Origin of the sequence: Leucobacter alluvii, from assembly GCF_039530485.1 — a bacterium.
Classification (GTDB): Bacteria; Actinomycetota; Actinomycetes; order Actinomycetales; family Microbacteriaceae; genus Leucobacter; species Leucobacter alluvii.
In genome coordinates this window covers 127,547-152,220 of record NZ_BAAAOP010000001.1, presented here as the reverse complement: position 1 = coordinate 152,220, position 24,674 = coordinate 127,547, and the positions used below count along the sequence as shown (strand labels likewise).

The 24,674-nt window shown below is 68.5% G+C and carries 22 protein-coding genes; 7 read left to right on the top strand and 15 right to left on the bottom strand.

The window, feature by feature from the left end; translation table 11 throughout:
* Window positions 1–18 precede the first annotated feature (18 nt).
* Both ABFX18_RS00700 and ABFX18_RS00695 read right to left on the bottom strand, forming a co-directional pair.
* On the bottom strand, window positions 19–816 hold the full coding sequence (locus tag ABFX18_RS00700; RefSeq protein WP_346057035.1) for an SDR family NAD(P)-dependent oxidoreductase: 798 nt from the start codon (window positions 814–816) through the stop codon (window positions 19–21).
* A 62-nt stretch (window positions 817–878) separates the two neighbouring features.
* A complete protein-coding gene (locus tag ABFX18_RS00695) occupies window positions 879–2,351 on the bottom strand; it encodes an aldehyde dehydrogenase family protein (protein WP_346057033.1) in 1,473 nt (490 codons plus the stop codon).
* 147 nt (window positions 2,352–2,498) lie between these two features.
* Here ABFX18_RS00695 and ABFX18_RS00690 point away from each other — a divergent pair, with 147 nt between their 5' ends.
* The 4 genes from ABFX18_RS00690 (at window position 2,499) to ABFX18_RS00680 (ending at window position 7,387) form a co-directional block, all read left to right on the top strand.
* Window positions 2,499–3,635: a 3-isopropylmalate dehydrogenase gene (locus ABFX18_RS00690; RefSeq protein ID WP_346057031.1), complete on the top strand. Its 1,137-nt coding sequence runs from the start codon at window positions 2,499–2,501 to the stop codon at window positions 3,633–3,635.
* A gap of 152 nt (window positions 3,636–3,787) precedes the next feature.
* Window positions 3,788–4,312, top strand: coding sequence for a helix-turn-helix domain-containing protein (locus ABFX18_RS14205; RefSeq protein ID WP_211648894.1), 525 nt, complete (start codon window positions 3,788–3,790; stop codon window positions 4,310–4,312).
* On the top strand, window positions 4,309–5,748 hold the full coding sequence (locus ABFX18_RS00685) for a type II toxin-antitoxin system HipA family toxin (RefSeq protein WP_211648896.1): 1,440 nt from the start codon (window positions 4,309–4,311) through the stop codon (window positions 5,746–5,748). The genes ABFX18_RS14205 and ABFX18_RS00685 overlap by 4 nt, the downstream gene beginning before the upstream one ends.
* Before the next feature lie 199 nt (window positions 5,749–5,947).
* Window positions 5,948–7,387, top strand: a complete 1,440-nt coding sequence (locus tag ABFX18_RS00680; protein WP_346057028.1) for an MFS transporter — start codon at window positions 5,948–5,950, stop codon at window positions 7,385–7,387.
* Window positions 7,388–7,405: 18 nt separating this feature from the next.
* On the opposite strand, the gene ABFX18_RS00675 is transcribed toward ABFX18_RS00680, so the two are convergent.
* Window positions 7,406–7,750, bottom strand: a complete 345-nt coding sequence (locus ABFX18_RS00675; RefSeq protein WP_090151080.1) for a winged helix-turn-helix transcriptional regulator — start codon at window positions 7,748–7,750, stop codon at window positions 7,406–7,408.
* Between the two features lie 79 nt (window positions 7,751–7,829).
* Between ABFX18_RS00675 and ABFX18_RS00670 the strand changes: the two genes are divergently transcribed.
* Entirely contained in the window at window positions 7,830–8,486 is a 657-nt protein-coding gene (locus ABFX18_RS00670) for an NAD(P)H-dependent oxidoreductase (RefSeq protein ID WP_090151083.1), read from the top strand.
* Window positions 8,487–8,529: 43 nt separating this feature from the next.
* Window positions 8,530–9,609, top strand: a complete 1,080-nt coding sequence (locus ABFX18_RS00665) for a flavin-containing monooxygenase (RefSeq protein WP_346057025.1) — start codon at window positions 8,530–8,532, stop codon at window positions 9,607–9,609.
* Between the two features lie 33 nt (window positions 9,610–9,642).
* Here ABFX18_RS00665 and ABFX18_RS00660 read toward each other — a convergent pair whose 3' ends face one another.
* Window positions 9,643–10,674, bottom strand: coding sequence for an NYN domain-containing protein (locus ABFX18_RS00660; RefSeq protein ID WP_200331301.1), 1,032 nt, complete (start codon window positions 10,672–10,674; stop codon window positions 9,643–9,645).
* Window positions 10,675–10,722: 48 nt separating this feature from the next.
* Window positions 10,723–12,189 (bottom strand): amino acid permease, encoded by a 1,467-nt coding sequence (locus ABFX18_RS00655; protein ID WP_336662447.1) that lies wholly within the window; start codon window positions 12,187–12,189, stop codon window positions 10,723–10,725.
* A gap of 206 nt (window positions 12,190–12,395) precedes the next feature.
* On the opposite strand from ABFX18_RS00655, the gene ABFX18_RS00650 reads away from it, so the two are divergent.
* Window positions 12,396–13,793, top strand: coding sequence for an MFS transporter (locus tag ABFX18_RS00650; protein WP_346057022.1), 1,398 nt, complete (start codon window positions 12,396–12,398; stop codon window positions 13,791–13,793).
* A 161-nt stretch (window positions 13,794–13,954) separates the two neighbouring features.
* Here ABFX18_RS00650 and ABFX18_RS00645 read toward each other — a convergent pair whose 3' ends face one another.
* The 10 genes from ABFX18_RS00645 to ABFX18_RS00600 form a co-directional block, all read right to left on the bottom strand.
* Complete coding sequence (locus ABFX18_RS00645) at window positions 13,955–14,716, bottom strand: ABC transporter permease (RefSeq protein WP_346057020.1); 762 nt, start codon at window positions 14,714–14,716, stop codon at window positions 13,955–13,957.
* On the bottom strand, window positions 14,713–15,513 hold the full coding sequence (locus tag ABFX18_RS00640; RefSeq protein WP_346057018.1) for an ABC transporter ATP-binding protein: 801 nt from the start codon (window positions 15,511–15,513) through the stop codon (window positions 14,713–14,715). Before ABFX18_RS00640 ends, ABFX18_RS00645 begins: the two co-directional genes overlap by 4 nt.
* A gap of 5 nt (window positions 15,514–15,518) precedes the next feature.
* Window positions 15,519–15,890, bottom strand: a complete 372-nt coding sequence (locus ABFX18_RS00635) for a DUF1048 domain-containing protein (RefSeq protein ID WP_090151105.1) — start codon at window positions 15,888–15,890, stop codon at window positions 15,519–15,521.
* Complete coding sequence (locus ABFX18_RS00630) at window positions 15,887–16,300, bottom strand: PadR family transcriptional regulator (RefSeq protein ID WP_346057015.1); 414 nt, start codon at window positions 16,298–16,300, stop codon at window positions 15,887–15,889. The genes ABFX18_RS00635 and ABFX18_RS00630 overlap by 4 nt, the downstream gene beginning before the upstream one ends.
* Window positions 16,301–16,582: 282 nt before the next feature.
* The gene (locus tag ABFX18_RS00625; protein WP_090151107.1) at window positions 16,583–17,275 is read right to left on the bottom strand and encodes a response regulator; all 693 of its coding nucleotides are present in this window, start codon (window positions 17,273–17,275) and stop codon (window positions 16,583–16,585) included.
* On the bottom strand, window positions 17,275–19,800 hold the full coding sequence (locus tag ABFX18_RS00620; protein ID WP_346057012.1) for a DUF4118 domain-containing protein: 2,526 nt from the start codon (window positions 19,798–19,800) through the stop codon (window positions 17,275–17,277). Before ABFX18_RS00620 ends, ABFX18_RS00625 begins: the two co-directional genes overlap by 1 nt.
* Before the next feature lie 2 nt (window positions 19,801–19,802).
* Window positions 19,803–20,504, bottom strand: a complete 702-nt coding sequence (gene kdpC, locus ABFX18_RS00615; protein WP_346057010.1) for a potassium-transporting ATPase subunit KdpC — start codon at window positions 20,502–20,504, stop codon at window positions 19,803–19,805.
* A gap of 57 nt (window positions 20,505–20,561) precedes the next feature.
* Entirely contained in the window at window positions 20,562–22,679 is a 2,118-nt protein-coding gene (gene kdpB / locus ABFX18_RS00610; RefSeq protein WP_346057008.1) for a potassium-transporting ATPase subunit KdpB, read from the bottom strand.
* A complete protein-coding gene (kdpA, locus tag ABFX18_RS00605) occupies window positions 22,676–24,361 on the bottom strand; it encodes a potassium-transporting ATPase subunit KdpA (protein WP_211648911.1) in 1,686 nt (561 codons plus the stop codon). Before kdpA ends, kdpB begins: the two co-directional genes overlap by 4 nt.
* On the bottom strand, window positions 24,361–24,450 hold the full coding sequence (locus tag ABFX18_RS00600) for a potassium-transporting ATPase subunit F (protein WP_090151121.1): 90 nt from the start codon (window positions 24,448–24,450) through the stop codon (window positions 24,361–24,363). Before ABFX18_RS00600 ends, kdpA begins: the two co-directional genes overlap by 1 nt.
* Between the last annotated feature and the right edge of the window lie 224 nt (window positions 24,451–24,674).

Below are 24,674 nucleotides of genomic sequence, written 5' to 3'. Positions count from 1 at the left end.
AGCCGAGCCGGGAGCGCCCTACGAAGCCGGCGGCGTGAAGCGGCCGTCGATCGCGGTCCAGCCGCCGTCGACGAAGAGGGTGGATCCGGTGACGAACGAGGACGCGTCTGAGGCCAGGTACACGACGGCGCCGGCGAGCTCCTCCGGTCGCGACCAGCGGCCGAGCGCGCTCTTCTGCGCGTACGCCCCGTACCACTCGTCGTTCGCCTTGATCTGCGCGGTGAGCGGGGTCTCAACGACCCCGGGAGCCACCACGTTCACGCGCACGCCCTGAGCGCCGTACTCGGCGGCGGCGGTCTTCGCGAGCTGCACGAGACCGGCCTTCGTCGCGGCGTACACGCCCTGGCCGGGTTCGACGACCTGAGCGCGGATCGACGCGAAGCCGATGATGGACCCTCCGCCGTTGGCGGCGAACCGTGTGCCGAAGTGGCGGATCAGCTGGAACGAGGCGCGCAGGTTCAGGTTGACGACGCGGTCGAACTCGTCGAGCGTGTAGTCCTCCATGCGCTTGCGCACGTTGGTGGCGGCGGTGAAGACGAGCGCCGACGCATCGCCGAAGCGCTCGGCCGCGGCGACGACGGCGTCGTCGTCCAGCACGTTGATCTCGTACGCCTCGGCGATGCCGCCGCGCTGCGTGATGAGCGCGGCGGTCGCCTCGGCTCCCCCGAGCGAGTAGTCGGCGACGACGACGTGCGCGCCCTGCGCGGCGAGCGCCTGCGCCGATTCGCGGCCGATGCCGCTGCCCGCGCCGATCACGACCACGGTGCGTCCGTCGAGGCGGAAGAGCTGCGAGTAGTCGATCTGCGTGTGGCTCATGCTGGTGTCTCCAGGGTCAGTGCGGGATGTGGTTCGGGATGCGGCAGGATCGTGATGGGATCTCAGCTGCGCGCCTGCGGGCGGATCATCGCCATGCGGGTCACGGTGAACTCTTCGATCGCGAAGCGGGGGCCCTCTCGGCCGATGCCGGAGTCCTTCACGCCGCCGTACGGCATGATGTCGGAGCGGAAGCCGGGGATCTCGTTGACGACGACCCCACCGACCTCGAGCCGCTCGATGGCGTCGAAGGCGCTCGCGAGCGAGGCGGTGTAGATGGCGGCCTGCAACCCGTAGCGGGAGTCGTTGACGAGCTCGATCGCGGCGTCGACCGAGTCGACGACGGTGAGGCAGACGACCGGGCCGAAAATCTCTTCGCACCACACGTCGACGTCGGACGGTACGTTGCCGAGCACGACGGGTCGCACGTGGGCGGCTTCGCCGTCGCCAGGGCCGTCGGTGAGCAGTTCTGCTCCCGCGGCGAGGGCCCGGTCGATCATGGCGCGGATACGCTCACCCGAGGCGGCGTTGATGACGGGTGCGACGTTCGTCGCGAGGTCGCGGGGGTCGCCCACGACGAGTTCGCCCATGCGTTCGACGAGACGAGCAGAGAAGCGCTCGGCGATCCCGCGCTCGAGCACGACGCGCTGCACCGAGATGCAGGCCTGCCCGTTGGCGTAGAACCCGCCGCGCAGCACGGCGTCGACGGCGGCTTCGAGGTCGGCGTCGGCTGCGACGATGAATCCGGTGTTGGATCCGAGTTCGAGCACGGCCTTGCGGGGTGCGGCCTGCTGCGCGATGAGGTGGCCGATCTTCGCCGAGCCGGTGAACGAGACGACGGAGGCGCGGGGGTCGCGCACGAGCGTCTCGCCGACGATCGGTTCGCCGTTCACGAGCTGCACCGCCGCCGGCGTCACGCCGTGCGCGTCGAGGATCTCGCGCGTGATGGCGAGCAGTTCGATCGTCGCGAGCGGCGTGTTCGGGGCCGGTTTGATGATGACGGGGCAGCCGGCTGCGATGGCCGGCGCGAGCTTGTGGGTGGCGAGCAGCAGCGGGTAGTTGAAGCCGGCGATGCCGATGACGATGCCGGCGGGTTTGCGGGTGTAGTAGCCGATCATGCCGCGGCCGAGCTCCTGCAGGTCGAGCGGCACGGTCTCGCCGTGGATGTGCGATACCTCTTCGGCGGTCGCCTCGAGGGTGACGATGGTGCGGTTCACCTCCGTGCGGCAGTCGACGCGGGGCTTGCCGGTCTCGAGCACGAGCAGGTCTTCGAGGTGCTGGGCGCTCGCGCGCACGCGGCTCGTGAGGTCGGTGAGGATCGCCTTCCGCTGCGCCGTGGTCAGCGCTGCGACGGCCGCTCGCGCCGCCTCAGCAGCGTCGAGCGCGTCGCGCGAATCCTGTTCGCCGCTGACCGGTGCCTGACCCACGACGCTGCCGTCGAACGGGAAGACGATGTCGGAGCGCTCGGCGATCGCGCGCCATTCGCCGCCGATGGGCAGTGCTCCTGCGGGTGCGATGAGTTCGAGTGCCTCGGGCATGGTGGTTCCTCTGCAGCGGGCGGCGGATCCGTTCACGTGCGGCCGTGCACGCGAACCCTTCGCGCCGAGTGGTCTTACCATTTAATATAGTTCACCAGAGGCCCATCTCCAAGGCGCGAGCGGCCGCACGTTCTCGAAAGGATCGACATGACGAACAGCTACGCCATCGCGGTACTCCCCGGAGACGGAATCGGTCCGGAGGTCGTCGGGTGCGCGCTCGAGGTGCTCGACGCCGCGGAGGAACGATTCGGCTTCTCGACCGACCGCAGCACCTTCGCGGCTGGAGCGAACCACTACCTCGAGACCGGGGAGCTGTTCGACGCCGTCGAGGCGCAGCTCCGCGACAAGCAGGCGATCCTCTTCGGCTCCATGGGAGATCCGAGAGTCACCCCCGGCATCCTTGAGCGCGGCTTCATCCTCGAGATGCGCCAGCGCTTCCAGCAGGCGGCGAATGTGCGCCCGGTGCGGCTGTACCCGGGCGTTCCGACCCCGATCGCCGAGCTCACCCCGGAGCGCTGCGAGATGGTGATCGTGCGCGAGAACACCGAGGGCGCCTACGTCGGCCGCGGTTCGACCGTGCACGCCGGCACTCCCAACGCGGTCGCCATGCAGGAGTCGCTCAACACCCACGACGGCATCGAACGCGTCGTCGACTTCGCGTTCCGCCTCGCACTCGGGCGCCGCAAGAAGCTGACGCTCTGCCACAAGACCAACATCCTCGTGGCTGCCGGGCAGCTCTGGCAGCAGGTGGTCGCCGAGGTGGGCGCCCGCTACCCCGAGGTGGAGGTCGACTACGTGCACGTCGACGCGATGTGCTTCCACCTGCCGCTCACCCCGGAGCGCTTCGACGTGGTCGTCACCGACAACCTCTTCGGGGACATCATCACCGACTTGGGCGCCGTGATCCAGGGCGGGCTCGGGGTTGCCACCAGCGCGAACCTCAACCTCGACGGCAGCGCCCCGAGCATGTTCGAGGCCATCCACGGATCGGCGCCCGACATCGCGGGCAAGGGGTGGGCGAACCCGGCCGGCGCGATCCTCTCGCTCGCACTCATGCTCGGCCATCTCGGCGAGGGCGAAGCGGCACGTGCGGTCGAGGCTGCGACCGTCGAGGTGCTCGGGTCGCTGCCGAGCCTGGCCGGTGCCGACATGGGAGCCTCGACCTCGGAACTCGGGTCGCGCATCGCGGCGATCGTGCGCGAGGGGCGCGCCGACACGGCACTCGTGCCCGACTCCCTCCTCGGGGTGCTCGCGGGCATGGCGCCGTCGCGCATCCCGGGCTAGGCACAGCGCCTCGTGAGGTTGTGCGCGTTCTGACGGGGAAAGCCCTCCGATCCTGCCGGCTCGAAGATCGGCGATGGCGTGACGACTGGTGATCCACGGAAGCGTTCGGCCGCACGCCGGATCGGCCATCACTGATCGACGATCGACGACGCATGATGTCGAGCACGGTCTGGGCGTCACCCAGCTGCCGGTCGCCGCCTGCGCTTTCACGGCCGCATCCTGCACTGCGGGGTGTTTTTCCCTCCGTCGACGGCCTGCTCATGCTGCGGCGCGTACTTCGCAGCTGCATTGACGTGCAGATGGTTGAACCGCATCGAACTGATACCCATACATGTCAGTTCGCTGCTAAACTGGCATCTACACATATCAATGAAGGGTGTCGAGTGGTTCAGAGATCATCCCCCGCGCGCGAAAGAAGGCTCGCTCGTCTCGGCGAGAACATTCGGAAGTGGCGACAACTTCAAGGCATGTCCGCATCCGAGATGTCTCGGCGCGCACACATCACCCGCGACACTCTCCGCAAGATCGAGAACGGCACGGGATCTCCTCGAATTGACTCACTCATCGCTGTCATCACTGTGCTCGGATTCGCAGACCACTTCATCGCATCAGCCGACCCATTCACCACAGACGCCGGCCGCTCGCTCGCACTCGACCGAGCTCGCGTGAAGTCATGAACCTGCACGACACGCTTGACGTGTACGTCGAGATCAACGGGGAGAGCGTGCGTGCAGGAACCCTCGGCGCATCTTTCAACGGCATACGTGCTCTCGGCGGCTCGTGGTTCGAATACGACGCCGGATATGACCAAGCACCAGGGGCATACCCCCTGGACCCTTCCCTGCCCCTTGGTCGGTCCCGCAGCTATTCCGGCGAGGACCAGCAACTTTTCGGCGCCTTCCAAGATCTCACCCCGGACGACTGGGGAGAACGAGTCATCAATGCGAACCTGCAACGCCTGAGGTCGACAGGGGTGGACGCACCGCGGAGCATTGGGAAGTTTGACTACCTGACGATCGCAAGCGACGAAGCACGACTTGGCGCGATCCGCTTCCAACCCAGCGGAGGTGGGCAGTGGCTCGGACCCGCGAGCGTGCCGAACCTGAGCCAGAAGAAGCTCGATGCATACTCGAGTGCAGCATCGAGACTCGAGGCGCACGAAGCCACTGCAGAAGACATTGAATTGCTCAATGCCCCGGGATCATCGGCAGGCGGGGCTCGACCCAAAGTTACTGTGCGGCTCGGTGGAAACCTCAAGCTTCTCAAACTGCCTTCGGATCGGGACAGCGGCCGCGACGGTGAAGCTTGGGAATACCTCGCAATCACCCTGGCAAAGAACGCGAACATCAGCGTCCAATCCGCGGAGCGGCTGCGCGTTTCGGGCGGTAAGACGAGCCTCGCGCTCGACCGGTTCGACCGCACCCCTGACGGATCGCGACTGGGGTTCATGTCCGCTCGGACAGCTATGGAAATCGGCGATCAAGAGCACGGCACAATCACCTACCTTGATCTCGCAGACGCTACGGATTCACTCACCGCGGGAGACCGCAAGCAGTTGCGTGATCTCTTCAAGCGAGTCGCGCTCACGCTCCTCATCAACAACGTCGACGATCACTGGAAAAATCACGCGTTCATCCGCCAGGGAGAAGGGTGGGCGCTGAGCCCCGCCTACGACATCAACCCATCGCCGACCCGGGGCGTCGTACTCTCCAGGCCAGTGTCGAGCAGCGACGACCCCAGCGATCGCGACATCAGAAATCTCGTCAGTACAGCTGACGCGTACTCTCTGTCAGGAGAAGAAGCAGCTCAGTCCCTTGGTGAAGTGCTCACAGCAGTAAGAGAGTGGGCGACCATTGCACGAGATATCGGGATCAGTGCAGGCGAGATCGAAGTGATGAAAGTCGCGTTCTCCGAGGACCAACAAGCTCACGTCGAGCGGGCGATCAGAAACCTCGGCGGTCGATCCATCATCGACCTCGGCACTGACAGCCCAGGCGATTTCCAACGGAGCAAGGAATCAGAGGGGAGCTCTGGCGCTACTTGGGTGAGCCCCCATGTCCGAAACGGGAAACCTGTCGCGGGGTTCTGGCGCCACACACCACGCCGCGAATAGGTGTTCCGTCAGCGCGCTCACGCCGATTATCGGATGGGCACCCATGACAACTCACCGGCAGATCACTACCAGAGCGCCGAGCCCGGTGAGGAACAACACCCGGGCGAGGGCGGTGCAGGCACGTGCGTCGACTCCGGGGCCGGCATCCGCTCGCCCGCCGAGCCCCCTCCCCGACCGCCCGCACCGATAGGGTGTGTGCGTGAGGAATGCGGATCGGGGAGGCAGAAGCCGCCTCTCCCGCACCCCGCCGCGCTGGGCCACGGTCGCAGCGCTCGCGTATGCGGGGCTCTGCTCCTCGTTCATGTTCACCCTCGTCGTTCCGCTCCAAGCCGAACTCCCGAGGCTGCTGGATGCCTCCCGCGAAGACACGTCATGGGTGGTCACCATCACGCTGCTCGTCGCCGCCATCGCGACGCCGATCTCGGGACGGCTCGGCGACCTCTTCGGCAAGAAGCGGGTCGCCCTCGTGCTGCTCGCCCTGCTCGTGGTCGGATCGGTGATCGCCGCGGTCGCCGGCTCGATCGTCGGCGTGATCATCGGTCGCGCATTGCAGGGCGCGGTGACGGGAGTGATTCCGCTCGGCATCGCGATCATGCGCGACGTGCTGCCGCCCGAGCGACTGAGCACCGCAGTGGCGCTGATGAGCGCGACCATGGGAGTCGGCGGCGCCGTCGGCATGCCGCTCGCCGCCTACCTCGCGATCAACGCCGACTGGCACGCGCTCTTCTGGCTCGCGGCCGGGCTCGGAGTGCTCGGGGTCCCGATGATCGCCTGGTGCGTTCCGGGCGACGTGCTGCGTTCCGGCGGTCGTCTCGACATCCTCGGAGCCTTCGGCCTCGCAGTCGGCCTCTCGGGGATTCTGCTCTTCGTTTCGCGCGGGGCGCAGTGGGGCTGGACCTCGCCCCTGACGCTCACGACCATCATCGGCGGCGTCGTCGTGCTGCTGCTCTGGGGCTGGTACCAGTTGCGAGCGAAGGATCCGCTGCTCGATCTCCGCGTCGCCGCTCGCCCCGCCGTGCTCTTCACGAATGTCGCGGCGATCGGCATGGGGTTCGCCCTGTTCTCCTCCAACGTCGCGTTCCCCCAGCTGCTTGAGCTGCCCGTCGCGTCGGAATCCGGCTTCGGTCTCGACATGATGCAGGCCGCGCTCATCGTGATGCCGGCCGGGATCGTGATGATGATCCTGTCCCCCCTCTCCGGCTGGCTCGAGCGCACCGTCGGCCCCAGGCCGCTGTTCACCGCCGGCACGGCCGCGATCGTGCTCGCGTACGTGTTCGTGCTGCTCTGGTCGAGCGAGGTGTGGCACATCTTCGCGGCGAACCTCTTCATCGGCGTGGGCATCGGGTTCAGCTTCGCAGCGATGCCGATGATCATCATGCGGTCGGTGCCCGCGCATGAGACGGGAGCGTCGAACGGGCTCAACGCGCTGTTCCGGTCGGTCGGCACTTCGAGCGCGTCCGCGGTCATGGGCGGGGTGCTCGCCTCGATGACGATCGAGTTCAACGGGCAGTCGATCCCGAGCCGCGCCGCATTCGACGTCTGCTTCTGGCTGGCGATCGCCGCCGGCGTGATCGCGCTGGTGCTGTCGCTGCTGATCCCGCGGTCGGCGGGCGAGCAGCGCCCAGCCTTCCCGAACTGACGCGTCGCGACGCCCCTGTCAGTCCCGGCGAGGGGCTGGGGTCAGGTTCGCGGACGCCCACTTCCCCAGGTCGGCGAGCACCGGCACGAGCTGCTCGCCGCCGACGGTGAGCGCATACGACACCGAAACGGGCGGGCCGGGAGCGACGGTCCGGGAGACGAGCTTCGCCTCGGCGAGCTCCGCGAGGCGGTCGGAGAGCACCGCGTCGCTGATACCGGGGACCGCCCGGCGCACCTCCGCGAAGGCGAGTGGACCGTCGCCGAGGGCGTCGATGATCATGCCGTTCCAACGCTTCCCGAGGATCGAGAACGCGAGGCTGACGGCGGCGTCGCACTCGTGCCGATCGTGCTGCGGGGCTTCCATACCCACATTCTACGGTGCTACACTCGCCGAAGTCACTCCGAAAATATGAGCGACTCATAATCAATGAATCGGAGTCCGCATGACATTCTTCCGCCTGGATGCGAGCATCCTCCCCGCAACCTCCGCGAGCCGCGCGCTCGGCGACCGCGTCGAGCAGGAGTGGGTCGACTCTCATCCCGAGACGGACGTGGTGCGCCGCGACCTCGCCGCCGAGCCCGTCTCCGCCGAGGTGTGGCAGGCCGCCGTCACGGGCGGGTTCGTTCCCGAGAGCGAACGGAGCCCAGCGCAGCGCGACGCGATGGCATTCGCCACGACGCTCGCAGATGAACTCATCACGGCCGACGCGCTCCTCTTCACGGTACCGCTCTACAACTTCGGCGTCTCGCAGCACTTCAAGACCTGGTTCGACGTCGCGTACACCGACCCGCGCATCAACCCCGAAGGCACCGCCCTGCAGGGCAAGCCGGCGACACTCGTCACCGTGCTCGGCGGCAACTACGGGCCCGGCACCCCGAAGGAGGGCTGGGATCACTCCACCCCGTGGCTGCGCCGAGTGCTCGAGGACGTGTGGGGCCTCGATCTGCGCATCGTCGAGCGGCCGTTCACCCTCGTCGGCGTGAACCCCGCACTCGACGCCTTCGCGGATCTGGCGGCGTCGCTCAAGGAGCAGGCCGAAGCAGACGCGACTCGTTCAGGCCGCGAGCTCGCGGAACTGCGGACGCAGCGCTCCGCCTGACCCCGCCGGGAATGGGTTCCGCTCACCGCCGGTTGCACCTGCTGTGAACGACACCGGCCTCCTCGACAGCATCGTCATCGGTGCCGGGCAGGCCGGACTGTCGGCCTCGTTCCACCTGCAGCGGCTCGGCATCCGGCACCTGGTGCTCGACGCCGACCGCGAGCCGGGTGGTGCGTGGCAGCATCGCTGGGATGCGCTCACGATGCGAGACGTGCACGGCGTCGCCGAGCTTCCCGGTTCGCTTCCGCCCCCGCGCACCGAGGACCGGGCGAACGCCGCCATTCCCGCTTACTTCACCGAGTACGAGCGGGAGCACGCACTGCCGGTGATCCGGCCCGCGCACGTCGACCGCGTGCAGAACGACGCGCAGGATCCCGAGACGCTCGTCGTCACCACCGGCGACCGGAGCCTGCGCTCGCGCACCCTCGTCAATGCCACGGGCACGTGGTCGCAGCCGTTCGTGCCGCGCTACCCTGGCATGGAGGCGTTCGCCGGCGAGCAGTTCCACACGGTCGGATATCCAGGACCCCAGCACTTCATCGGCAAGCGGACGCTCGTGGTCGGCGGCGGCGCTTCGGCGGTGCAGTTCCTGGGAGCGATCGCTCCGCTCGCCGACACGATCTGGGTGACCAGGAGCGAGCCCGTGTGGCGCACCGACGATTTCACCCCGGAGGCCGGAGCCGCCTCCGTGGCGCTCGTCGAGCAGCGCGTCGCAGCCGGCCTGCCTCCGCAGAGCGTCGTGAGTGTCACCGGCCTCATGCTGCGCGAGCAGGAACGCGAGGCCGAGCGCCTCGGGGCGTATCGCGGGCGGCGGCCGATGTTCGCGAGCGTCGAGCGCGACGGGGTGCGGTGGGCCGACGGCACGTTCCAACGCGTTGACATCATACTGTGGGCGACCGGGTTCCGCCCGGCCATCGCGCACCTCGCGCCGCTGCATCTGCGGAGCGCGGCCGGCGGCATCCAGCTCGATCGCGGCGGGCGCGGCACGACTGCGGTCGCCGACGCGCGCGTGCAGCTCGTCGGATACGGCCCGTCCGCGAGCACGATCGGAGCGAATCGGGCTGGCCGGTCGGCGGCCGCCGGTGTGCGGCGATATCTGCTGGGCAGCGCCCGAGCGGCCTGACCCGAGGCGCGGAGCCCACTGAATCCCGTCGCGCTACGCGCTCTGGTCTCGCAGGCGCACGAGTCGCTCGTGCCCGGTCTCCTCGAGCTCCGCGACATCGGAGCGCGACTTCAAGAAGTCGGAGAAGGATCGGAACCCGAGCGCCTTCTCGTTGAACGACGGATCCATGCGGCGCATCTGCTGCTTGACCGCCGAACTGTACAGCCAGCCGGAGTCGTCCTTATCCTGGCTCAGCCAGAGCGCGCGGATTAGCAGGCCGGTGACCGCGATCTCCGCGTCCTCCCCCGACTCGATCGTGTCGATCGTGTCTCCCGGTTCGACTTCGGTGGCCGCCTCCGCAGCGGCCTCGAGCGCAGCCGCGAGGTCCTGCTCCACGGTGCCCCCGGTCTCGGCCTCGGCTGCTGGCTCGCTCGCCGCGGCACCCCGGCCGCCGCGGCCGCGCGACCGCTTGGGCTGGTCATCGCGCTGCGCGCGCTGAGCTGCGGGCGCGTGCGGCACGGTCTCGATGCCGGGGAGGGCGTCGTACGAGGCGAACTCGTCGCACGCGGCGGTCAGCGCCTTCGCGGTGGACCCTGCGACGCCGATGCCGACGACGTACCGGCCGAGCCGCTTGCAGCGCTGGGCGAGCGGCACGTAATCGGAGTCGCCCGCGACGATGACCACGTGGGTCAGGTCGTCGAGCCGGAACATGTCTTCCACGGTGTCGACCGCCAGTCGGATATCGGCGCCGTTCTTCGCATACGCGGCGGCCGGGAAGAGCTGCACCAGATCGACCGCGCGCGAGACGAGCTGCGTGCGGTACTCCGCGTTCATCGGCGCCGACCAGTCGGCGTACGCCCGCGTGAGCACGAGCGTGCCGAACGACGATGCGTAGTCGATGATCGCGCCCACATCGACCACAGCGGCGCGCAGGCGCTCGGCGATCTCGGGCTCGGACGGGTTCTCTGCGATGCGCTGGCGATCCCTCGCGAACGAATTGCGCCCGTGCACTCGGTCGTACCACGAGAGCACGATGTTATCGAAGTCGAGGTAGACCGCGACCCGGCCATTCTGTGTATCCGCCACGTTCCCAGTGTGGCACTGTTCGCTGAACACGCCAACGGCGCGAGACGGTTAGGCCTCGAGCGCCGCCGATGCCTGCGCACGCGCGCGCTTCGCCCGCACCCGCCGCACGAAGGGCCAGCACACGACGAGCACGCCGGTCGCGATGAGACTCGTCCACACCTGCGTGCGCCCCTCCTCCGTCGTGAGCATGATGATCAGCACGGCGACGATGGCCGCGATGAGCAGCAGATTCAGCCACGGGTGCAGCCACATCTTGAGCTTGAGCCCCGCGACTTCCTCCGGGGTCATCTTCTGGCGCATGCGCATCTGCGTGAGTGCGATGAAGACGTAGACGAAGAGGGCGACGAGTCCGGCCGAGTTCATGATGAACGCGAAGACGCCGGAATCGGGAGCCGCGAAGTTCACGACGGTCGCGACGACTCCGCCGATGGTCGAGGCGAGCAGCGCGGCGACCGGCACGCCGTTCTTCGCCTTCTTCGCGACGAATCGGGGCGCGAAGCCCTGCTCCGCGAGGGAGGAGAACATGCGCGAGGCCGAGTAGAGCCCCGAGTTCAGCACGGAGATCACCGCGGTGAAGATGACGAGCTGCATCACGATCGCCGCCCCCGGAAGCCCGAAGAGCTCGAAGACATACGTGAAGGGCGCCGAGGCCACGTCGACCGGCTCCGGCAGCTCGTCCCAGGGAACGATCGTGGTGATGACGAGCACCGCACCCACGAAGAAGAGCAGGATGCGCCAGATCACGGTGCTGGTCGCCTGACGGATGCCCTTGGCCGGATCCTCTGACTCCGCAGAGGCCATGACCGCGATCTCGGTGCCGAAGTACGAGAAGATGACGAGCGCGACGCCGGTGAAGGCGACGCCGAAGCCGTTGGGGGCGAAGCCGCCGTGCTCCCAGAGGTTCGGAATCGAGTAGGTCGCGTTGGGCCAGAGTCCGAAGGCGAAGAGCACACCGGCGCCGAGGAAGACGACGATCGCGAGCACCTTGACGCTCGCGAGCCAGAACTCGACCTCGCCGAAGGTGCGCACGGAGATCAGGTTGGTGCCGACGAAGATCGCGAGCAGGAGCAGCGACCCGACCCACGACGGGAGTGCCGGGAACCACCCGTGCAGGGTCTCGCCGCCGAGCACGGCCTCGTAGGCGAGCACGCCCACCCAGAAGTACCAGTACAGCCAGCCGACGAGATAGGCGGCCCAGTCGCCCAGACCGACGCGCGCGTACTCCATGAACGAGCCGATCGCCGGTCGGGCCGCCGCCATCTCACCGAGCATGCGCATCGCGAGGAACACGAGGAGGCCGCCGATGAGGTACGAGAGCACGGCGGCCGGCCCGACGGTGCGGATCACGTTTCCCGAACCGACGAAGAGGCTCGCGCCGATGATGCCGCCCAGCGTGATCATGGTGACGTGGCGCGGTCGGAGCTTCTTGTGCGCGAGCGGCACCGAGCCGGCAGCTGTCTCAGGTGAGATCGGCCGTGAGGGCCCGGACGCTGCGTGATGTGATTCGGAGTTCATTGCGTGGTGGAGTGTCTCACTGATTCGGGTTCCGCCCGCGGACCGGACTGGAAACAACCTGAGAATGCTAAGACAAAGTGGGCGCAATGGGAAATCGATCGACGCGCTCCGGCGACCGGCCGGTTTGCGGAAGCGTATTTGAAATCGTATATTATTGGGGCTTGGGTGTGTCACCTCGCCGAATCCCGTCACAAAGGAGTGTCTGCATGTCACCAGCATCCGCATCAGGATCGCTGACCCCGACCGGTACGATCGCCACATCCAGCGATCGGCGTCGGGTCGCCTTCGCCACCGTCGTCGGCACCACCGTGGAGTGGTACGACTACTTCATCTACGCCTCGGCGGCAGGTCTCGTCTTCAGCCAGCTCTTCTTCGAACCGGCCGGCCCGGGCGTCGGCACGATCCTCGCCTTCCTCACCGTCGGCATCAGTTTCCTGTTCCGCCCCCTCGGCGCGTTCCTCGCCGGCCACTTCGGCGACCGCTTCGGCCGCCGCATCGTGCTCGTCGTCACACTGATCCTCATGGGCGCCGCCACCGTGCTCATCGGCCTCCTCCCGACCTACAGTCAGATCGGCATCGCGGCGCCGATCCTCCTCATCCTGCTCCGGATCCTGCAGGGCGTCTCCGCCGGCGGCGAGTGGGGCGGTGCCGTGCTCATGGCCGTCGAGCACGCTCCGCGCGACCGTCGCGGGCTCTACGGCGCCATGCCGCAGATCGGCGTGCCGATCGGCCTGCTTCTCGCGAGCGCGATGCTCGCGATCATGAACATCATCTTCCCCGGGGACGCCTTCCTCGACTGGGGCTGGCGCATCCCCTTCCTGTTCTCCATCGTCCTGATCCTCGTCGGCTACTGGGTGCGACGCCGGGTCGAGGAGAGCCCCGTGTTCACCGAGATCGCCGAACGTGAGGAGCAGACCGGCGCCCCCATCGTCAAACTGTTCGCGCGCTTCACGCCGCTCGTGATCCTCGCCGCACTCGTCTTCGCCGGCAACAACGCGGTGGGGTACATGACGACCGGCGGATACGTGCAGAACTACGCGACGAACCCCGAGGGCCCCGTCGGCCTCGACCGCGGCGACGTACTCTGGGCCGTGACCGCCTCATCGGTCACGTGGCTCATCTCGACATTCATCGCGGGGTGGATCTGCGACCGCATCGGCCGTCGCACCACGTACATCTTCGGCTGGATCCTGCAGGGCGCCGCGCTTTTCGCGCTGTTCCCGCTCGTGAACACCGCGAACCCGGTACTGCTCGCGTCGGGGCTCATGCTGCTGACGGTCGGACTCGGCTTCACCTACGGCCCCCAGTCGGCCTGGTACTCCGAGATGTTCCCCGCCTCCGTGCGGTTCTCGGGCGTCTCGATCTCGTACGCGATCGGCGCGATTCTCGGCGGCGCGTTCGCTCCGACCATCGCCGCCTGGCTGCAGCAGACCACGGGAACGTCGACCTCGGTCACGCTCTACCTGGTCGGCATGACCGTGATCGGCCTCATCGCCACGCTGCTGCTGCGCGACCGCAAGGGCATCTCGCTCCGGCCAGGCGACGAGGAGGAGCAGCGCGAGGGCATCTACATCTGGGAGCCGGCGAGCGCGCCGAAGCCGTGACCCGCGCACGAGCGGGGTCAGTTCGGGAGGGTGTCGCAGCTCTTGCAGCGCCCGACACCCTCCCGAACTGACCCCGCTTGCGGAGAGCGGCGGGCGCGGCGGCGGGGCGGGCGCGGCGGCGGGGCGGGCGCGGGCGGGGCGGCGGGGCGCACCGCCCGCGCCTACGAGCGGCGACGACTGAGGAGCGTCGCCGCTCCGGCTGCGAGCACGAGGATCGCGAGCAGCCACGCGAGAGCGACCCAGATCTCGGCTCCGATCGGCTCCCCCGCGAACAGCGCTCGCAGTGTATCGACGATCGCCGTCACGGGCTGATGCTGCGCGAACCAGGCCACCGGCCCCGGCATCGAATCGGTCGGCACGAACGCCGAACTGACGAACGGCAGAAAGATCAGCGGGTAGCTGAACGCGCTCGCGCCGTCGACCGATCGCGCGGTGAGCCCTGCGACGACGGCGATCCAGGTGAGTGCGAGCGTGAAGAGCGCGATGATGCCGACGGCGCCGAGCCTCGCACCGAATGAGGCGCTCGTGCGAAACCCCATGAGCAGGGCGACGCCCACCACCACGGCCACCGATACGAGATTCGCGAGCATCGAGGTCAGCACGTGCGCCCAGAGCGCGCTCGAACGGGCGATCGGCATCGACCTGAAACGCTCGAAGATGCCGCTCTGCCGATCGAGGAAGAGCCGGTATGCGGTGTACGCGACCCCGGAGGCGACCGTGATGAGCAGGATCCCCGGCAGCATGTAGTCGATGTACGCCCCCGCGCCGTCGATGCGGATCGCTCCGCCGAGCACGTAGACGAACAGCAGCATGAGGGCGACGGGCGTCACGACCGTCGTGATGATCGTGTCCGGGCTGCGCAGAACGTGCCGCAGCGAACGCCCGGTGAGCGCGCCGGCATCGGCGAGCGCGTGCGCGGTCATGAGTCCACCCCCGCTCCGGCAACCGGCTCGGACGCGTTCGAGACGAGTGCGAGGAAGATGTCTTCGAGCGTCGGCTCCGGCTCGATGAGCACGGGCTGCCGTCTCGGCAGGAGCGATCTGAGCTCGGCCAGGGTGCCCTGACGCGCGATGCGCCCCTCGTGCAGGATCGCGATGCGATCGGCGAGATGCTCCGCCTCGTCGCGGTACTGCGTCGTCAGCAGCACCGTGGTGCCCGCCGCCACAAGCTCACGGACGAGGTTCCACACCTCGATGCGCGACTGCGGGTCGAGGCCCGTGGTCGGCTCGTCGAGGAAGAGGATCGGAGGATCGCCGACCAGGCTCATGGCGATGTCGAGTCGCCGTCGCATCCCGCCCGAGTACTCCCCCGCCCGCCGGTCCCCGGCCTCGTCGAGCGAGAACCTGCGCAACATCTCGTCGGCGACCTGCGCCGGCCGGTCCACGTGGCGGAGCCGAGCGACGAGATGCAGATTCTCGCGGCCGGTCAGAACCTCATCGACCGCGGCGAACTGACCCGTGAGGCTGATCGCCCGCCGCACGGACTCCGGCTCACCCGCCACATCGCACTCGAGGACGGTCGCGGTGCCGGAGTCCGGCTGCAGCAGGGTGGCGAGAATGCGGATCAGCGTGGTCTTCCCCGCCCCGTTCGATCCGAGCAGGGCGAAGACCGTGCCGGCTTCGACATCGAAGTCGACGCCGCGCAGCACGGGAGTGGTGCCGAAGGACTTCGCGACCCCGCGCACGCTCAACGCCGCGGGTCGCTGCAGAGTCGTGTTCATGATCGCTACCGACGATCGCCCGTGGACTCGGCTGCGGCGACCGCAGTGCGCAGGCGCGCCCGCTCCTTGTCGATCCACTGCTTGTCGGAGTACGCGGCGGCGAACGTCTCGGCGAACTCCACCGGATCGTCACCGATGATGTCGCGCACCGAGGCACCGTCGAGCGCTGCGCGTTCCCACAGGTCCGCGTGGTCCGCGACCATTGCGGTGAGCACCGATCCGTCGCTGATCATGCCGTAGTACAGGAAGTAGCGCTGCAGCGCTCGGGCGACGTCCGAGTACGGCGCGGGCAGCGCCTCGATGCGTGCTGTCGCGGCCTTGTACTGCTTCTTCTCTTCGAGAGAGCCCGTGAGCGTCTCGATCCATTTCGCGGTCATGCGTGTACTCCATTCGTGCGGACATCAGGGTTCGTGCCGGGCGCCGAATTCGCGCCGGGCGCAGGGGTGGGTTGGGTTCCGGGGTTCGCCGGAGCGCGCAGTGCGTCGATGTGCGCGGCGAGAAAGTCCCAGGACTCCCAGAACTCCGCGAGCCGTGCCCGCCCCGCATCGCCGAGCGAGTACACCTTGCGCGGCGGGCCTTTCTCCGAGGGCACCTTCTCGACCGAGACGAGCCCCTTCTGCTCGATGCGCACGAGCAGGGCGTAGATCGTGCCCTCGGCGATGTCTTCGAAGCCGCGTTCTCGCAGGGACGCGGTGATCTCGTATCCGTACGCGGAGCGCTCCGCGAGTATCGCAAGCACGATCCCCTCGAGGGTGCCCTTCAGCATCTCGGTCATCTGCGTGGCCATGCGCCGCCCCTAGCTACTCGGTGTTACTGACTACAGCTAGAGAGTAACACTAGGTACCGCTACTCTGCAACACTTACTACCGCTTCTTTTCGGTCAGGGTCACTTGCGGAGCGTGTCGCACCGCGAGGGGCGCTCGACACACTCCGCAAGTGACCCCGACCGCGGGGACGGGGACGGGGACGGGGACGTTGCAGATCTCGCCCGAGCTCATGACGCGGCGCGGCGCAGGCGCGTCACAGGCGCGTCACGGGCGCGACACAGGCGCGAGTGGACGCCTGAGGCTCAGGAGGTGACGTGCTCCAAGCGGTAGCCCATCCCGGCCTCCGTGATGAGGTGGACGGGATTGGCGGGATCCGCCTCGATCTTCTTCCGCAGCTGCGACAGGTAGAGCCTGAGATACCCCGTGTCTTCGATGTGCTCGGAACCCCAGATGGAGGTGAGCAGCGTCTGCCGCGTCACGAGACGGCCCGGGTTGCGGATCAGCAGCTCCAGAACCTGCCACTCGGTCGGGGTGAGTCTGATCTGCTGCTCCCCCTCCGGCGAAGAGCGGGTGACGCTTCTCGCCGCGAGGTCGACCGTGACGTCGCCGAGCCGCACCACGGGCACCGCTGCATCGCGCACCACGCGTCGCGAGAGCGCCCGGATGCGAGCCAGCAGTTCCTCGATGGCGAACGGCTTCGTCACGTAGTCGTCGGCGCCGGCATCGAGCGCGTCGACCTTGTCGGCGGCGCCCGCCCGACCGGACACCACGAGAATCGGCGCCTGCGACCATCCCCTGATCGCCTCGATCACTTCGATGCCGTTGAGCATGGGCATGCCGAGGTCGAGCAGGAAGAGGTCTGGGCGATGGTCGATCGCCGCCGCGATCGCCTGGGCGCCGTCTGCGGCGACGAACACGTCGTATCCCTTCGCGGTGAGCGTGATGCGCAGCGCGCGCAAGATCTGCGGATCGTCGTCGGCGATGAGGATCTTCATCAGCTGAGGTCTCCAGACGGTGCGGAATCGGACACTGGCACGGCGGGCGTCACCGGGAGCGAGACCACCATGGTGAGGCCCCCGCCCGGCGTGTCTTCGGGCAGCAGCGTGCCGTGCATCGAGTCGACGAACCCGCGCGATAGGGCGAGCCCGAGTCCCAGCCCAGTCGAGTTGTCGGTATCGCCGAGGCGTTGGAACGGTACGAAGATGTCGTCGTACTTCTCCGCCGCGATGCCCGGCCCGTGGTCGATGATGCGGATCTCGAGGCGATCGGCGAAGGTGCTCGTGGTGACGAGCACGCGCTCTCCCGCGGGGCTGTAGCGCGACGCGTTCGCGAGCAGATTCACCAGAACGCGCTGCAGCAGCACGGGATCGGCCTGCACCGAGGCGTCCCCGTGCTGCAGCGCGAGCGACACCTCGTTCGGCCCCATCCCGAGTTCGTCGAGAGCGGGGGCGATCACGGATTCCGGGTCGGTCGAGGCGACGCGGATCGACAGCGCCCCGGCTTGGATGCGGGTGACGTCGAGCAGGTCGGTGACGAGGGCGCCGAGCCCGCCGAGGCTCTCGGCCGCGGTGTCGAGGAGTTCTCGGCGGTCGTCGGCGCTCAGGGAGATGCCGGCCGCTCGGAGCCCTCCGATGGCGGCGGTCGCGGCGGCGAGCGGGCGGCGCAGGTCATGGCTGAGCGCTGAGAGCAGGGCGCCGCGCACGCGATCGGACGCCGCGATCGGCTCGATCTCGCGCGCCGTGCGCTCGAGCCGGCGATGTTCGAGCGCCGCCGAGAGCTGCGATGCGACGACGGTGAGCAGACGGCGCTCGGAGGCAGCCAACTCGGCGCCGCTGAGCTCGAGCGTCGCGTCGGCTCCGACGGGGATCTCGATGCCGTCGCGGGAGGGCGTCGTCGGCTGTCCGGATGCGGCGAGCTCGGCGCCCGTCGCATCGACGAGACGTGCGCCGCGGAGCCCGAACGCCTCCCGCGTGCGATCGACCAGGGCCTGCAGCGCGTCGTCGCCGCGCAGCACGCTGCCGGCGATGGTCTGGATGAGCTCCGCTTCGGCGGCCGACCTGCGCGCCGCACGCGTGTACCTCGCCGCGCGGTCGACGATCACGCTCACGAGCACCGCGATGACCACGTACAGCGCGACCGCGAGCAGGTGGAGCGGCTCGTGGATGTGCACGGCGTACAGGGGCTCGATGAAGAAGAAGTCGAGCGTGAGGCCGGAGAGCACCGCCGCGAAGAGCGCCGGCCAGATGCCTCCGACGAGCGCCACGAGCACGACGAGCAGCTGATAGCTGAGCACGTCGCTCGTGATCGAGTCGTCGCTGCGCACCGAGGCGAGCAGCCACGTGAGCAGCGGGCCGCCGACGATCGCGAGTGCGAAGCCGAGCAGTCTGCGCCGCGCGGTGAGCGCTCCGGTGCGGCGCGGCAGGGCGAGGCGGCGCACGCCTTCGGCGTGGTTCACCATGTGCACGTCGATGTCGCCCGATTCTCGCACCACGGTGGCACCGATCCCCGGCCCCGTCAGCGCCGCAGCGGCACGACCCCGCCGGCTCGCGCCGAGCACGAGCTGGGTCGCGTTCACGGAGCGCGCGAACTCGACGAGCGCTGTCGGCACATCCTCGCCGATCACCTGGTGGTAGGTGCCGCCGAGTTTCTCGACGAGGGCCCGCTGCTGGGTGAGCGCGGCGGGGTGCTCCGTGCGCAGCCCGTCCTGGCTCGAGACGTGCACCGCGAGCAGCTCGCCGCCGGCCGAGCGCGCGGCGATCCTGGCCCCGCGTCGGAGCAGGGTCTCCCCCTCGGGCCCTCCCGTGAGCGCGACGACGACCCGCTCGCGCGCCTCCCAGGTGCTGCTGATGCCGTGCTCGGCACGGTATCCCTTGAGCGCCTGGTCGACTTCATCGGCCAGCCACAGCAGCGCGAGCTCGCGCAGTGCGGTGAGGTTGCCGATGCGGAAGTAGTTGGAGAGCGCCGCGTCGATGCGTTCGGCCGGGTAGACGGTGCCGCTCGCGAGCCGGTCGCGCAGGGCCTGCGGGGCGAGATCGACGACCTCGACCTGGTCCGCGCCGCGGAGAAAGCGGTCGGGCACGGTCTCGCGCTGCGGGGCGCCGGTGATTTGCTCCACCACGTCGTTCAACGATTCGATGTGTTGGATGTTGAGTGTCGAGATGACGTCGATCCCGGCTGCGAGCAGCACGTCGACGTCCTGCCAGCGCTTCTCGTGCGCGCCGCCGGGCGCGTTCGTGTGCGCGAGCTCATCGACCAGGGCGACGGTCGGATGCCGTTCGAGCACGGCATCGAGATCCATCTCCTCCAGGGCGACCCCGCGGTGCGTCACGGTCGTGCGCGCCACCTCTGGAAGTCCGTCGGCCATGGCTGCGGTCGCCGCGCGTCCGTGCGTCTCGACGAAAGCGATCGCCACGTCGACGCCGTCGGCCCGGATTCGCCTGGCCTCCTCGAGCATGGCGAACGTCTTGCCGACACCGGGGGCGGCGCCGAGCAGCACGCGGAGACGCCCCCGTTTCGTCATCGTCACTCCTCGGATTCGCCGGACGACCCGCTGGGCTTCGCGTCCTGCTGCTCATCGAGCTGCGATTCGGTTACCGGTGCGGGGTGCGCGGCGTCGAGCGCCACGTTGAGCTCCAGGATATTGACTCGTGGCTGTCCGAGGAATCCGAGATCCGCCGAACTCGTGTGCTCCGCGACGATCGATCGCACGTCGGCCGCATCGAGGCCTCGTGCTGCGGCGACCCGGTCCACCTGGATCTCCGCGTACGCGGGGCTGATGTGCGGGTCGAGGCCGGAAGCCGACGCGGTGACGGCGTCGGCGGGAACCGCAGCTTCGGAGACGCCGTTGAAGTCGGCGATCTCGGTGCGTCGCTCTTCGATCGCGGCGATGAGGTCGGCGTGTTCCGGGCCGAGGTTCGACCCGGAGGACACGGCGCCGTCGTATCCGTCGCCCGCTGCCGAAGGTCGGGGCTGGAAATACTCGGCCGACGGCGCGCCGTCATCGTCGGCGAACGGCTGTCCGAGGAGCGATGATCCGACGACGTCGCCGCTCGGTCCGGTGACGAGCGACCCTGCGGCTTGCGCGGGTGCGACCAGGTGCGCGACGCCCGTGATGAGCAGCGGGTACGCGATGCCGAGGGCGAGTGTGCAGAGGGCCATTGCGCGGAGCGCGACGCCGAGCGTGCGGATCAGCGGACGACCGGGGAGACGAGTGCGTGCGTGCATGCGAGTCGCCTTTCTGTGAGGTGCGGAGCGGTGGGATGGGAGCGGGGTCGTCGCATGTCAGAACCCGGGGATCAGGCGGACGACCTGATCGATGAGCCAGATGCCCGCGAACGGGGTGATGAGCCCGCCGAGGCCGTAGATCGCGAGGTTTCGTCCGAGGATCTGCGAGGCGTTTCCGGCGCGGAAGCGGACTCCGCGCAGTGCGAGCGGGATGAGGAACACGATCACGATGGCGTTGAAGATGATCGCCGAGAGCACCGCCGAGGCCGGCGAGTGCAGCCCCATGATGTTGAGCACTGCGAGTTGCGGGAAGACGCCCATGAACATCGCCGGGATGATGGCGAAGTACTTGGCGACGTCGTTCGCGATCGAGAATGTCGTGAGCGCGCCGCGAGTGATGAGGAGTTGCTTGCCGATGCGCACGATGTCGATGAGTTTCGACGGGTCGGAGTCGAGGTCGACCATGTTGCCGGCCTCTTTCGCCGCTGAGGTGCCCGTGTTCATCGCGACCCCGACATCGGCTTGAGCGAGCGCCGGCGCGTCGTTCGTGCCGTCGCCGGTCATCGCGACCAGGTTGCCGCCCTCCTGCTCCTTGCGGATGTAGGCGAGTTTGTCTTCTGGGGTCGCCTCCGCGAGGAAGTCGTCGACGCCGGCCTCGCGGGCGATGGCGGCTGCGGTGAGCGGATTGTCACCGGTGATCATGACGGTCCGGATCCCCATCGCCCTGAGTTCCTCGAACTTCGCGGGGAGGCCCTCCTTGACGACGTCCTTCAGGTGGACGACGCCCAGGATCCGCGCCGGGCCGCCGGGGCGCTGCTCGGCGACGACCAGGGGCGTGCCGCCGCTCTGAGAGACCTCGGCGACGCGCTGCTCCAGTTCGACGCGCACCGGCTGGGGAACGCCGTTCGGGGCCCCCGCACCGTTCGACTCCCCCGATTCCTCGGCCGCCTCGACCCAGGCGAGGATCGCCGACCCGGCACCCTTGCGGATCCGCGTGCCGTCGGGCAGGTCCAGCCCAGACATGCGGGTCTGTGCGGTGAAGGGCACGATCTCGCCCGACGGCGACCGGTCGAAACGTCCGCCTTCCGCATCGGCGAGTTCCACGATCGAGACCCCCTCGGGTGTGGGATCAGCGAGCGACGACAGTGCGGCCGCGTCGATGAGCTCGTGCTCGCGCACTCCGTCGAGTCGCAGGAACGCGCTCGCTCGGCGGTTGCCGTAGGTGATCGTCCCCGTCTTGTCGAGCAGCAGCGTCGTCACGTCGCCCGCCGCCTCGACCGCGCGCCCCGACATGGCGAGCACGTTGCGCTGCACGAGGCGATCCATCCCCGCGATCCCGATGGCGCTCAGCAGGGCGCCGATCGTCGTCGGAATCAGGCACACCAGCAGTGCGACGAGCACGGTCACGCTGACCGGCGCCGCCGCGTAGCTCGCGATCGGGTTCAGGGTGAGCGCCACGACCACGAAGATGATCGAGAGACTCGCGAGGAGGATGTTCAGGGCGACCTCGTTCGGCGTCTTCTGGCGGGCTGCGCCCTCGACCAGCGCGATCATGCGGTCGACGAAGGTCTCGCCCGGCATCGACGTGATGCGCACGACGACGCGATCGGAGAGCACTCGCGTGCCGCCGGTGACCGCCGATCGGTCGCCGCCGGACTCGCGCACCACGGGGGCCGATTCGCCGGTGATCGCCGATTCGTCGACCGAGGCGATCCCCCAGACGATGTCGCCGTCACCCGGGATCAGCTCGCCGGCGTGCACGACGACGTGGTCGCCGAGACGCAGATCCGAAGAGGCGACCGGCTCCAGCTCGGCGCGCTGCGCCGCCGCGTCGCCGGTGGCGTCGTAGTGCGCGATGCGCTGGGCAGTGGTGGTCGACCGGGTCTGACGCAGCGAATCTGCCTGCGCCTTCCCGCGCCCCTCGGCGACGGATTCGGCGAGATTGGCGAACAGCACCGTCACCCACAGCCAGAGGGCGATCGCCCAGGTGAAGGCGCCTGGCACCGGGGAACCGCCCGAGTCCTGCGGTCCGCCGAGGAGCGGCTCCGCCACGGCGAGCACCGTGGTGAGCGCCGCCCCGACCCACACGATGAACATCACCGGGTTGCGCCACTGCTGGCGGGGGTCGAGTTTTCGGAGAGCGCCGGGAAGTGCGGCGCGGAGCATGGCGATCATGACATCAGCCCTTCAGCCAGGGGACCCAGCGCGAGAACGGGAAAGAAGGTGAGTGCGGTGACGAGCACGGTCACCGCGGTGAGCATGCCGATGAACAGCGGCCGGTGGGTGGGCAGTGTGCCGGCAGTGGTCGGCACACGATCCTGCGCCGCCAGCGAACCGGCGAGCGCGAGCACGAGCACGATCGGCACGAAGCGGCCGAGCAGCATCGCGACGCCGAGGGCGCTGTTCATCCAGGGTGTGTTCGCAGTGAGTCCGGCGAAGGCCGAGCCGTTGTTGTTCGCCGCGGAGGTGAATGCGTAGAGCACTTCGGAGAGGCCGTGCGTCCCGGGGTTCCAGATCGACGTCGAGACGACGTCGTCGCGCACCCCCGGCAGCGCGAAGCTCAGCGCTGTGCCTGCGAGCACCAGTGTCGGCGTGACGAGGATGTACATGGCCCCGAGCTTGATCTCGCGAGTGCCGATCTTCTTGCCGAGGTACTCCGGCGTGCGGCCGATGAGCAGGCCTGCGATGAAGACGGTGATGATGGCGAGCACGAGAATGGCGTAGAGCCCCGATCCGACGCCGCCTGGCGACACCTCGCCGAGCATCATGTTCAGCATCGGCAGCATCCCGCCGAGCGCGGTGTACGAGTCGTGCATCGAGTTCACGGCCCCCGTCGACGTTCCCGTGCTGGTCGTCGCGAACAGCGTCGACCCCACGATGCCGAAGCGCCACTCCTTGCCCTCGAGGGCGCCCCCGGCGAGCTCGGGCGCCGTTCCGCGACCCGCGCTCTCGAGCAGTGTGAGGAGGGTGAAGGATGCGAGGTACAGCACCCCCATCACGCTCACGATCGCGACGCCCTGGCGAGGATCGCCGACCATGCGCCCGAATGCACGCGGCATGCTGAACGGGATCAGCAGCATGAGCACGATCTGCACCAGACTGGTCCACGGCGTTGGGTTCTCGAACGGATGGGCCGAGTTGGCGTTGAAGAATCCGCCGCCGTTCGTTCCGAGGAGCTTGATCGCCTCCTGGGAGGCGACGGGGCCGCCGGGAATGCTCTGCGTCGCCCCGGTGAGCGTCGTCACATCGGTGAATCCGGCGAAGTTCTGCACGACGCCGCCCAGCGCGAGCACGACGGCGGCGAGCGTCGCCAGGGGCAGCAGCACGCGGACCGTGCCGCGGGTGAGGTCGACCCAGAAGTTCCCGATCGTGCCGGAGCGGCGCGCGGCGAAACCGCGCACGAGCGCGATCGCGACCGCCATGCCGACGGCGGCCGAGACGAAGTTCTGCACGGCGAGGCCCGCGATCTGCACGGCGTATCCCAGCGTCTGCTCGGGCGAGTACGACTGCCAGTTCGTGTTGGTGACGAACGACGCCGCCGTGTTGAACGAGAGGTGCTCCGACGGCGCGGGGAGACCGAGGGCGTAGGGCAGCCACGGCTGCAGCCGCTGCAGCGCGTACACGATGAGCACGCCGACGGCGGAGATGACGAGCACGCCGCGCAGGTAGGCGCGCCAGGTCTGCTCGGTCTGTCCGTCGACCCCGATGATGCGGTAGATGATCCGTTCGACGCGCCAGTGCTTCCGAGACGTGTAGGTCCAGGCGAGGTAGTCGCCGAACGGCCGGTAGAGGGCGACGAGCACGAGTGCGACGGTCGCGATCGATGCGAGCGCCAGGAGCGCGGTGGTGGTGGCCATCAGAATCGCTCGGGTTTCACGAGCGCGACGATGAGGTACGCGAGTGCGCCGAGGGCCAGCACGGCGGCGAGCAGTTCGAAGACGATCACAGTCGTTCCACCGCCTTGCCCAGCACGCCGATGAGCGCGAAGACCGCGATCATGCCCAGTACGGTGACCAGATCCAACACGGGATCTCCAATCGAGAAGCGCCGACCGATGCTCCGGCCGGGGGCCCGTCCATCGGGCTCATCTCCTGATCGAACACCCGCGGCGCGGGGTGCCGGGCGATCCTCACGGAATCCATACGGCGTTCGCGCGGATGCTGACGCAAC